Source organism: Streptomyces sp. R818 (genome assembly GCF_056172735.1).
This window is the reverse complement of the sequence record NZ_JAOCNE010000013.1, coordinates 94611-105292: the sequence shown is the minus strand read 5'-3', so window position 1 is coordinate 105292 and position 10682 is coordinate 94611. Positions and strand designations below refer to the sequence as shown.

The following is a 10682-nucleotide window of genomic DNA, read 5'->3' as shown; positions in this document are numbered from 1 at the left end:
GGTACCCGTACGCCTCTCGCACGGGGCCGGGGGTCGTATCGTGCGGACCGTTCAGACGCTGTGCACGTCCGTCCGGCGGTCGGTGGCCGGCGCGTCCGGGGCGTCGTCCGCCGGCTCGATGTCGGCGAGGTCGCGGTGGCGGGTCTCCTTCGCGACACCGACGGCGATCAGGGTGACCAGCGCGGCGGCGATCACGTACAGCGCGATCGGCGTCGAGCTGTCGTAGTCCGCGAGCAGCGCCGTCGCGATGAGCGGCGCGGGCGCGCCCGCCGCCACCGAGGCGAACTGGGCGCCGATCGAGGCACCCGAGTAGCGCATCCGGGTCGCGAACATCTCGGAGAAGAAGGCGGCCTGCGGGGCGTACATCGCGCCGTGCAGGACCAGGCCGACGGTGACGGCGAGGAGCAGGCTGCCGAAGCTCCCGGTGTCGATGAGCGAGAAGAACGGGAACATCCACAGGCCGACACCCGCCGCGCCGAGGAGATACACGGGTCGCCGCCCCACCCGGTCCGAGAGCGCACCCCAGGCCGGAATCGCCGCGAAGTGCACGGCGGAGGCGATGAGCACGGCGTTCAGCGCGGTCTGCTTGGAGACCCCGGCCGATGTGGTGGCGTAGACGAGGATGAAGGCCGTGATCACGTAGTAGCTGATGTTCTCGGCCATGCGCGCGCCGATCGCCACGAGCACGTCACGCCAGTGGTGGCGCAGGACGGCGACGAGCGGCATCTTCTCCACGGTCCCCGCGTCCTGCGCCTTGCGGGCCTCGGCGCGGGCCAGCGCCTCCTTGAAGACCGGCGATTCATCGACAGAGAGACGTATCCACAATCCGACCATGACGAGGACGCCGGAGAGCAGGAACGGGATGCGCCAGCCCCAGGAGGTGAACGCGTCGTCGGAGATCAGCGCGGTCAGCGCCGAGAGCACACCGGTCGCGAGGAGCTGCCCGGCCGGGGCGCCGGTCTGCGGCCACGACGCCCAGAAGCCGCGCCGCTCGGCGTCCCCGTGCTCGGAGACGAGCAGCACCGCGCCGCCCCACTCACCGCCGAGGGCGAAGCCCTGGACCAGGCGGAGAACGGTCAGCAGGACGGGCGCCGCCGCGCCGATGCTCGCGTAGGTCGGGAGGAGGCCGATGGCGAAGGTGGCGCCGCCCATCATGAGCAGGCTCAGGACCAGGAGCTTCTTGCGGCCGAGGCGGTCGCCGTAGTGCCCGAAGACGAGCGCGCCGAGCGGGCGCGCCGCGAAACCGACGGCGTAGGTCAGGAACGAGAGCAGGGTGCCGACGAGCGGGTCGGACTCGGGGAAGAACAGCTTGTTGAAGACGAGCGCGGCGGCGGAGCCGTAGAGGAAGAAGTCGTACCACTCGATGGTGGTGCCGATGAGGCTCGCCGCGACGATGCGCTTGAGGCTGGCGGGAGTCGGTGGAGCGGTTGCGGGCGACGACATCGGCACCACTTCCTGAGGTGTGACGGGGACGTTTGTGTGTCGCCACACCGTAGGAATGCGCAGGTCAGGCGCACATGTGGCCGAGCAACATAGTTCGAGGGTCGGCTATGCGCGCAGCCACCATGCCGACGCGTGGAAGGGCGGCCCAGGGGATCGGTGACGCTCGAAACGGGTGCCGTCCGGGACGCGTAGTTCGGGGTGATTTGGCGATGCGGTGCTGACTCCCGTGCTGGTTCGGTGCTGACTAAAAGCCCACCTCATCACCTGTGCTCACCCCTCCCGTGCTGACTTGGTGCTGACTACGCTCCGTGGAACTCGGACATCTCGGGGCCGATCGGCTCAGGGCCGTTACGCGGTAGGCGATCTGACGGAGAGGCTGACCGGGCTTTGGCACTCGGTTCTGCGGGCAAGGGTGAAGTGCTGCGCCTCGGTGTGGTGGGCGTTCCTCCCAGCAGATTCTTCGTCTGCTGGTGGTAGCAGCCCAGCAGGCCTCTGACCAGCGGGAAAGTGCTGGGCGTCACTGCTGGCCGAGTTGGCCCGCGCCTGGCCCGAACCTTGAGGTGCGCTCTGTGGGGTAGAGGCGCCAGTCCTACTGCATGACCTGGCGCAGGGCCGTCAGGCCGTCCGACGCCACTCCTGCGGATGTGGTGAGCGCTCGTACGGATGGTCAGGTCGATGTCGTGGGGCCTGCTCCTGGCGTCCGCAGGGGGCGTCTCACCGGGGTCCTATACGTTTCGTCAGGGGATGCCTCGAGTCGGTGAGTCGGAGCAGCATGGCGGGGTGGCTGATCTGCTGTGGGATGACGTGAAGTGCCTCCATCACGTCCTGGCGGCCATCGCCTTCAATATCGAGCGTCTCAGCGAATTACCAGCGGCTGAGAGAACCTCTACACCTCGTCGCCGCCTTTCAGAGCTGCCTCGACGAGCGCGTGCTGCACCGGCTGCAGATTTGGCGAGCCCTGGGCGCCTGACCTCGGCATCTCCAGATCCCCGACAGAGTCAACGGACTATCGCAGGCTTTTCAACCGAGGGCAGCGGACGCGACGCATCATCCGTCGAGAAGCCTCAGGTCGGTATCTTCCTTCCGCTGATACGCAGCCTGCCGCACATTCAGCAGGCCAGGGACCTGGCTCAGAAGCGATTCGGCGCCAGCGGCTGTCCAGTCTGCCGCGCTCGCCGGTGTAGACGAGGTAGACCGCGGCCTGTGCGTTTCGAGCAGAAGGCGCAGGTGACGTTTGCTCGAGGATTTTGTGGCGGTGGGATGCACGGAGCGAACATTACCCGCACTGCAATGTTCCGCTGCGCTTCAATGAGAAGGACTTTGTGTAGTGCATTTCTCATCGGTGACCGAATGTTTTGTCTGCTTCCTCTCTTTCGCCTGCCTGCGCATATCGAGGAGCTCGAGCAACGCGCTAGGATTTCCAGCGTCAGCGGCTCTCCGCGCGATATCGTCCGCTGCCCTCTGGTCTCCTACTGCTTCCCGCATAATAGCAAGCCTGCCCAAGGCGTATGTGTCACGGTTCTCCGCCGCCGTCCTCAGCAGCAACTCGGCCCCTTTCAGATCTCCCGAGGATTCTCGCATATCCGCAATTCGCACCAGAGCACTGGTTGTTCCTGTCTCGAGGGCTAGCAGGGCTAAGCGTGCGGAGCCTTTTTTATCCCCAGCCAGTTCGCGCATTTCGGCGATTCGGGCAAGCGCAGTGTTGTCTCCGGCTCCAGCTGCCAGCGTGGCCAGCCGTTCCGCCCCCTCGCGATCGCCCATTAATTCTCTGCGGTCTGCGAGCCGTGAGGCACCGCTCGGGTTACCCGTTCTAACGGCTTGGATTGCTATCTTCTCTGCTTCTTCTGCATCTCCATTTTGTTCGCGAATTTCACAGATCCGCGCTACGGCGCTCTGGATGCCTGATCGTAAGGCCAGTTGGTATAGACGCTCCGCCCCCTCCAAGTCCCCTCTGGCTTGGCGTAGGGCTGCAAGCCGTGTTGCTGCGAAGCGATGACCCGCCTGAATGGCTTTCTGTGCAAGCTCCTCGGCCTCGGCTTGGGCTCCAGTTGCATCGCGCATCTCGGCGATACGTACAAGAGCAAACGACTGTCCGGCATCGGCAGCCCGCGAGGCGAAGCGCTCGGCCCCGTGTCGGTCGCCAGCCGCTTCTTTCTGCGCTGCGAGACGAACCAGAGCGCTCGCGTTCCCGACGCGGGCCGCTCCTTGATATAGCCGCTGTGCTCCATTCCTGGCTCCGGCGGTCTCGCGCATCACCGCGAGCCGTATGTACGCGGTGGTATCACCGGCATTGGCAGCCCACTGGCAGAGCCGCTCAGCCCCCTGATGCGCTCCTGCAAGTTCGCGCATTTCGGCTAGCCAGACAAGAGCATTGGTGAGCCCGGCCTGAGCGGCTTCTTGGGCGAACTGCTCTGCTTCTTCGCGCTTACCTGCCTTTTCACGCATCTCTGCGAGTCGAGCTAGCGCTCTCGGGTCACCGGCTGCGGCAGCCCTTCGCGCGAACCGCTCCGCTTCTTCGGGGCGGCCGATTCCTTCTCGCGCTACTGCAAGGCGCAGCATCGCTGTAATGTTGCCGTGTTCAGCCGCATGCTGAAGCAGCCGGTCCGCTTCCTCCCTCGCGCCTGTAGCTTCGCTGATCTCCGCCATTCGAACGAGTGCTTCGGAATTCCCCGAAGCTGCACCCCTGCGAGCAAGGCGTTCTGCCCAATGCAGACGATTTCGGGAGCGTGCGGAGTCGGCAAGGCTGCTGAGGTCTTCTATAGCGAGGTGGTCGTGGGCTGCCTGCCAGAAAGAGTCCGGAGGGCACACCTGAGCACGACGGCGCCGTCCCTGCTGTTCTAGATAGTCAGCCAGACGGTACGCCTCCTCCGTCGGACCCGCGGCGGTGTCCGCCTGCTGGGTTGGTCGAGGACGTATTCGGCGCAGAGGTGCAAGACGGCCGTGCACCGGGCGGGTTACGTGTATGAGGGCCAGTTCCAGCCAGTCGTCGGAAAGATCGTCGTGCTCGGCATCATCTAGGTAGCCTTCCACCGCCCGCTCCAGAAAGTTCACCGGTAGATGCTTACCGGCCCCCAGACGACGGGCGTCCATTGCGGCGTGAAGCAACGCACGTTCCGGCGCTGAAGCCGTGGCATAGCTACGCAGCAGCTCAGGCACTCCAGCGAGGAACTGCGTGAGGCGGCGATTCTCCATGTGCTGCAGGGCATAAGCGAGTTGCTGATCGCCTGCTGCCGCAAGATTCCCAGCTTCTCGGAGGGCTGTGTCGTCGAAGCTGTCTGGCAAGTCGATCAGTCGCCCCGCGAGCAGCTCACGAACCCGCGCGTAAGGATCGGGTTGCCCGGCCCGAGGAAGCTCCGTCAAGGTTTTCGCGTGCTCCGGCCACAGAGTTCCCAGAATCAATACCGGCCCCCGGTTCCTGTCGGTAAGCCTGCCATGGACCGCAGCCGATATGCGCTCGCTGGCCTCGTCGCCGGCACCGAAGTACTGATGAGCATCGTTGAGCCAAACGATGGTGTGCGGCGCAACCCGGTCAATATCGGTTAGGACGGCGTCCCTGCGAGTGGGATCGAAGGGATGCCACAGCCTCCATCCAGCGGAAGCCAGTGGTTGAACCGCTTCCCAGCACGCACGGGTCTTACCGGTCGAAGAGGCACCCACAAGCATTGCCATTCTGCTGCGTCCGTGCTGAGCCGCAGTCACCACGGTTGCGAGGACCTCGTCGTGGCCGCGGCGGACGTAGGCGGGAAGCTCGGCATACCTACCGTCTTTGCCGCCTCGCCGACTGTGTTCGGAGCTAGCCGTCGGAGGCACAGCGGCCGGGTGGACCTCCAAGTCGTACGGATCGCAGTGCCCAATCGGCTTACCTGGGACTGCGATCACGGATGCTGTCATGCCGCGGCCGTATGCCGCCTCCCAAAGCTGCAACAGTCGAGGCACGTCTAGGTGCAAGGCCCGGCCTAGCGTGCCGACGGTGTCGGCCGAGACCCCAGTGGCGTTCGCGCTGAGAGCTTGGTTAACAGTCGTTCGGCCCAACCCTGCGGCACGCGCCAGCTGTGTCTGGTTGAGCCCTCGGGCCACACGTCCGGCGTTGAGGGAGGCTCTCAACTCCGCCAGCGCAGCGCGGTCCCGAACCTCAGCCGTATCCACATCGCATCCTCTGGATCTGCCCGATCAAGTCCCACTGTCCGCCTGAGTTCATCTTCGCCCGGTGAACCACGGTGAACGGCCAATTCAGGAAAGTTGCAGGCACTACACCGGGCTGACTACGTAAGGGATAGAGCCATGTCGGACCGCACCATGATCGTTCTCTTCGCCACCGCTCACGTTTTTGTCTTTGCGATCTTCATCGCAGTGGTTGCCGGCTACCTCGCGCGTCGGGATCGAGCGTCGTATCCCGCAGCGCTAGCTCGCGCTGCGACGGCCTTCACGGCTACTTTGCTGCTGGTTACCGCATTGGTCACGACATTGGTGAGCTTGAAAGGCTGAGCCGTAACGCCTTCGCATCAGGGTGCTGTTACATGATCGTCAGATTCCCCTTGGTCGCGGACACCCGGAGACTGAGATCTGGTTGGTCCCAGAGGAAGTAGCACTAGGTGGGAAGTAAGTACACGAAGTGGTACACCTTGGAGTTCAAGCGTGACGCGATCGCGCTCGTCGATTCCTCGGGGAAGACGGTCACCGCGGTGGCCCGAGTTCTGCATGAGCTTGGAGTCCCTGCGCGGCTGGTACCGCCAGGCGAAGGCCGACCGTGGCGAGGGCCGCCCCGGGCGAGCCCGCCACGGCCGAGCGTGACGAGCTCAAGCGGCTGCGTCGCTAGAACGCCGAGCAGGCCAAGACGATGGAGATGCCGCGAAAGGCCGCGCTCTTCTTCGCGAAGGAGAGCGATCGATGAACGCGACGTACGCGTTCATCGAGGCGGAGAAGACCACCCACGGCGTCGCCTTCCGGTGCCGACTACTCAAGGTGGCACGTTCCTCCGTTTGAGCCTGTCTCGCCACGGCCTAGTCCCGCTCGGCCCGCAAGGCCGTCGACTAAGCCCTGGCCCACGAGATCACCGCGATCCACATCGCCTCCCGCCACACCTACGGGGTTCCGTGCATCCATGCAGAGCTGCGGCGTCTGGGGCGACATGTGAACCGCAAGCGGGTCGCCCGCGTGATGGGCGAGCACGGAATCCTGGGAACCCACCACCGCAGGCGTCGTTCGTCGACCCGGCCGCACAAGAAGGCGAAGCCGGCTTTCGATCTTATCGGCCGTGGCTTTCACGCTGCTGAGCGGCCCCACTTCTTCGGCTCCAGTTGGACCGGTCTAAAACGAACACCGCCTGTTCCGGCCTCCATCGGCCCCCACCTGTGACCTGCTGCAGAGCTATAAGGAGGGGCCAGCGCGAACCGAAAACGATTGCGCAGGTGGTGGCCACCTCGGGCCGAGTCTGGTGGGCCTACTGCACCGTGAAAGCCACGGCCGCGACTTCCACGCCGTGACGCCCGGCACATAACTGGTCGGCTGCGATGAGTCCCGCCGGTTTTACGAACGCAAGCGCGCCGAAGGCAAGCGTCACATCCAGGCCGTCCTCGTCCTGGCCCGTCGCCGCGTCAACGTCCTCTGGGCCCTTTTCCGCAACGGACGGACCTACGAACTCGTGCCACCCACCGCTTTCGCGGTTTGACGGACCGCATTAAAAGTCATTGCGTCGGCAAGGACGATGATGTGAGAGGGAAGAATCCGAAGCGCTGGCCGTGGGCCTCGCGGCTGAACATGTAGACCTGCGCCTCATCAAGGATGTCCGACGGCGGGTCCGTGTTTTCCACGACGATGGCCTGGCCGTGGAAGGCGTTGAGTAGATGACGGTAGAAGTGCCGGGGCACGTTCTGTCGCAGATCCGCTTCCCGTACCCCGGGTTCCCGGAAGGTGACGAGGGGGGAGTCCAGCACAATGAAGCCGGGATGGCTGCGCCGTTGCTCCAGGCAGTAGTCGGCCAGAGCTGTGGTGAAGGCGGCGTGCAGGACGGCACGCATACCCTTGCCGTGGCCGGAACGGGACCGGTCGCCCACATATAGCTCCGCCGTGTACTGGTCGTAGGTCACCTCCTCCTCCCGCCGTACCTGCCAGGAGTCCAGCGTCCGCTCGACGGTGCGATCGAAGCCGGTCAGTGTGGCGGGCGGGATGCCACGGCTGGGCTGCCCACCCGGCTGGGCCTCTCCGGAGACCAGTTGCGCTCTAACGTCTTCCAGCTCCTCAATCCGTGCATGCAGGCCGAGTTCGCTTTCCAGTCGGGAGCGGGCTGCCATCACTTCGGCCATCTCGTCCTGCAGAGGATTGAGTTCCTCGCGTTCGATGCGGGTGATCTCGGCGTCCGCCTGCTCGGCCAAGGCGGCTTGCGCGGCCTCGTCTTCGGCCACGTACTCACGCTGAGAGCGCAGGTCGTCGATGGTGAGCAGCAGGTCGGCCAGGAGCGTGCGAGTCTTGGTGCTTTCAGCGGTGACGGCCTGGTGCAGGGCGGTAGTTTCCATGGAGTCGTGACCGGCTTGCTGATGGTGGGGCTCTGCGCCGCAGAACACGCACGGGCCGCTGCGGAAGTAGCCGAGCAGGCTGCCGGCCTCGCTGACCATGCCCAGGCGGGCCAGGTCGGACTCGTATTGGGCGCGCAGCAGCTCGAACCGGCCTAGCAGGTCATCAGTCTCTGCCAGGCGCTGCGTGTAGCGGGCCAGTGCCACGGACAGGGCCGCGCGGTCGGAGGCCGCCTGCGCGTGACGGCGGGTGACGTTCCGCAGCGACTCGGCGCGATTTTCCTGATGTTCCAGCAGCCGCCGCAGCTGTTGCTGCAGCTGACTCTGGTTGGTCTCGCGTGAGGTCAGTTGGCGCTGGAGTCCGAGGATCAGGTCGTCCAGCAGGCTGATCTTGCCTTTGTGGACGCGGCGCTGTGCCTGGTTGAGGCGGCTGGGCGAGGGCTGCTCGCCCGCTCCAGTGAGCAGAAGCTTGAGGGCCGACTTGTGCGCGGTCTGGCCGCTGGCGCCCGAGGTGCGCAGGACGGGGGAGACCTTCGAGACCATGCGGGTCTCACTGATCAGGCACAGGTGCAGCAGGTCCCGGAAGCCCGCGAGTTTGGTACCACCGGAGTCGTTGGTGGCCAGCAGCGAGTCATTGAGCCCGATACGCTCCATCAGGTAGCGGGAGAGGTTCTTGGTGGTTCGGGGGCTGTGCTGGGCGGAGAGCACCAGGTCCGGCGACCGGTAGACGAGGTCACGAATATCATCCTCGAAGACGCTGACCCGCCCGGACTGAGGCGCTCGCATCAGGGTGATGACCGATGCGTCGGGCAAGGCGATGCCCAGCAGGATTTGCGAGTAGCCCTCGGCCTCGGGGATGAGGTTCAGCTTGCGGGCGCCGAGCATATAGTCGATCGACTCGGTGACGAAGGACTTGCCGGTGTCCGAGGCGCCGTAGACGATCGTCAGGCGGTGGTCGAAGTCCACGCGGGCCGTCTCGCGGCCCATGCCGGCGTAGGTCAGATGCAGCAGGCGCAGCTCAGTCATCATCGCCTCCCCAGCGCGGCATACGGCTCTCGAACGTCTCCATCCACCGCTGTGTGATGTCGTCCGTGGCGGCACGGCTGTCCGCCGGGATGTGGTGATGGGAGGCCAGCGCCCACCGCGCCCGCTCTCGCAGGGCTCCGACGTAGGGGGACTCGAGCAAGTCGAGGAAGCCCGGGCCTTCCTCGCTCGCCCGGTACGTCAGCCCGCTGTCGTCCGCCTGCACATCGGCCAGCCCCGCGCGCATCAGCACCACGAGTCCCTGCTCGAGCAGTTGACGTTTCATGGCCAGTTCGCCCGGGCCGGCCGGCAGTGACGGGTGCACACTGGGCGGTCCGTCCATTTCGCCGCTGTGCAGCATCGCGTAATCCAGATACACCAGTTGAGCCAGGTCCAGCGGCCGAGGAAAGGAGGCTGCGAGCAAGACCAGAGCGCGCACACCAACCTCCAGCGGGCTGTTGAGCGCCCTCACGTCTCCTCCTCGACCCAGGTCAGCCGGTCGTCGTTGGCGAGCTGGTGACAGATGCCCATGCGATCGATGGGCTCCACCACGTGGACCAGGACATTCGTTCCCAGCTGCATGTCGCGTGCCGCGTCCTGCACCGCGTTGAGCCGGTCGAATCCGGTGGCGAAGTCCCGCCAGGTCACGTTGACGACACCGTCGTAGACGTTTTTCTGCAGCGATTCGAAGGTGCCCTCCGGCACGCTGTCACGGGCGAACACCCGCAGTTGCTCGGCGCAGTAGAAGGCTTCCCGCTGGTGCTGCAGGTGAGGGCCCGCCTTGGAATGCGTGCGCACCTGCCCCATCGCTCCGAGGCCACAGCCCCACTTCTCCTGGTAGACGTCCAGGAGCTTTTGGATGTACCGGGTTTCCGCCGGTGTGTGTTCTGGCGGGGGCGCCTGACGGGCCTCGCGGTCCGGTAGCCGCGTACCAAACCTGCGTACGTGATATGGCGTAGTGGCGTGCTGCTCGAGGATCCGATCGAGATTGGCCGCCTCGAAGCGGGCGAAATCCGTCTCCCGGGCCAGCTCCAGCGCCGCTCCGAGCGGATCTGCGCCGTACTCCGTGGTCAGCCGGTCGGCGCCCTTGGCGACCCAGTCGAGGAAAGACTCCTTCAGCTCCGCGGGCTTGGCCAGCAGTTGCGTGAGTGAGGCGCCGATCCTGGGCGCCACGAAGACGTAACGCTCGGGCAGCGTGCGGTACTTGCCGCCAGCGACCACCGCGATGATCTTCAGTATCTCGACATAGGCAATGGCCGGGGTGAGCGCCTTCCCGTAGTGCTTGCACTGATAGCAGTGCCACCGGTCGTCCGTCCGCTGCGCCGTGAGGAACGCGGCGACATCGGCGCCGCCGTCGTGGGCGCCGCCCAGCTGCATCACGTCCACGTATTCCTCCTCCTTCAGCGCCAGCAGCCACTCGTAGATGAACTCCTCGAACTGAGTCGGCGAGTGATGCGCGAGGATCTGCTTGGGCGTCACCGCAGGGCCTGTCGCCATCATGGGGGACAGCACTGTCACTGGGACCTGCGACGGCTTCGGCACCTCGGAGAACAGCGGCTCGGCGGAGCCATCGGGTGAACTCATGCATCCCCCGTCGCATGATCATGATCGTTGCCCAGGGCACGTTCTTACCATTACCCGCCGTGCCCCGAAAGTGCACATTTCGCCATGTGGCCGGATGGCGCGTATCGGATCACGCCACACCGA

Annotated in this window: 7 protein-coding genes and 1 pseudogene; 3 read left to right on the top strand and 5 right to left on the bottom strand. The window is 65.4% G+C overall.

The window, feature by feature from the left end; translation table 11 throughout:
• Positions 1–51: 51 nt before the first annotated feature.
• The gene (locus N5I75_RS29895; protein WP_476682528.1) at positions 52–1443 is read right to left on the bottom strand and encodes an MFS transporter; all 1392 of its coding nucleotides are present in this window, start codon (positions 1441–1443) and stop codon (positions 52–54) included.
• Between the two features lie 1305 nt (positions 1444–2748).
• Positions 2749–5112 (bottom strand): transcriptional regulator, encoded by a 2364-nt coding sequence (locus N5I75_RS29890; RefSeq protein WP_476682526.1) that lies wholly within the window; start codon positions 5110–5112, stop codon positions 2749–2751.
• A gap of 612 nt (positions 5113–5724) precedes the next feature.
• Here N5I75_RS29890 and N5I75_RS29885 point away from each other — a divergent pair.
• From N5I75_RS29885 to N5I75_RS29875, 3 genes and pseudogenes are all read left to right on the top strand, one after another.
• Positions 5725–5928: a hypothetical protein gene (locus N5I75_RS29885; protein WP_476682524.1), complete on the top strand. Its 204-nt coding sequence runs from the start codon at positions 5725–5727 to the stop codon at positions 5926–5928.
• Between the two features lie 552 nt (positions 5929–6480).
• Positions 6481–6798: an IS3 family transposase gene (locus tag N5I75_RS29880; RefSeq protein WP_476683117.1), complete on the top strand. Its 318-nt coding sequence runs from the start codon at positions 6481–6483 to the stop codon at positions 6796–6798.
• A gap of 154 nt (positions 6799–6952) precedes the next feature.
• Positions 6953–7111: pseudogene (locus tag N5I75_RS29875) on the top strand (IS110 family transposase); the annotation flags it as partial.
• 16 nt (positions 7112–7127) lie between these two features.
• Here N5I75_RS29875 and N5I75_RS29870 read toward each other — a convergent pair.
• Genes N5I75_RS29870 through N5I75_RS29860 form a run of 3 tightly spaced genes read right to left on the bottom strand, consistent with a single transcriptional unit; the run spans position 7128 to position 10559 of the window.
• Positions 7128–8978 (bottom strand): hypothetical protein, encoded by a 1851-nt coding sequence (locus N5I75_RS29870; protein ID WP_476682522.1) that lies wholly within the window; start codon positions 8976–8978, stop codon positions 7128–7130.
• Complete coding sequence (locus tag N5I75_RS29865; RefSeq protein ID WP_476682520.1) at positions 8971–9447, bottom strand: ABC-three component system middle component 2; 477 nt, start codon at positions 9445–9447, stop codon at positions 8971–8973. The genes N5I75_RS29870 and N5I75_RS29865 overlap by 8 nt, the downstream gene beginning before the upstream one ends.
• Positions 9444–10559, bottom strand: coding sequence for an ABC-three component system protein (locus N5I75_RS29860; RefSeq protein WP_476682518.1), 1116 nt, complete (start codon positions 10557–10559; stop codon positions 9444–9446). Before N5I75_RS29860 ends, N5I75_RS29865 begins: the two co-directional genes overlap by 4 nt.
• Between the last annotated feature and the right edge of the window lie 123 nt (positions 10560–10682).

What these genes read in the sequence shown, in the direction of transcription:
- N5I75_RS29890 (WP_476682526.1), bottom strand. Translation starts at nt 5,112, where the DNA reads ATGGCAATGCTTGTGGGTGCCTCTTCGACCGGTAAGACCCGTGCGTGC.
- N5I75_RS29895 (WP_476682528.1), bottom strand. Translation starts at nt 1,443, where the DNA reads ATGTCGTCGCCCGCAACCGCTCCACCGACTCCCGCCAGCCTCAAGCGC.
- N5I75_RS29870 (WP_476682522.1), bottom strand. Translation starts at nt 8,978, where the DNA reads ATGACTGAGCTGCGCCTGCTGCATCTGACCTACGCCGGCATGGGCCGC.
- N5I75_RS29860 (WP_476682518.1), bottom strand. Translation starts at nt 10,559, where the DNA reads ATGAGTTCACCCGATGGCTCCGCCGAGCCGCTGTTCTCCGAGGTGCCG.
- N5I75_RS29885 (WP_476682524.1), top strand. Translation starts at nt 5,725, where the DNA reads ATGTCGGACCGCACCATGATCGTTCTCTTCGCCACCGCTCACGTTTTT.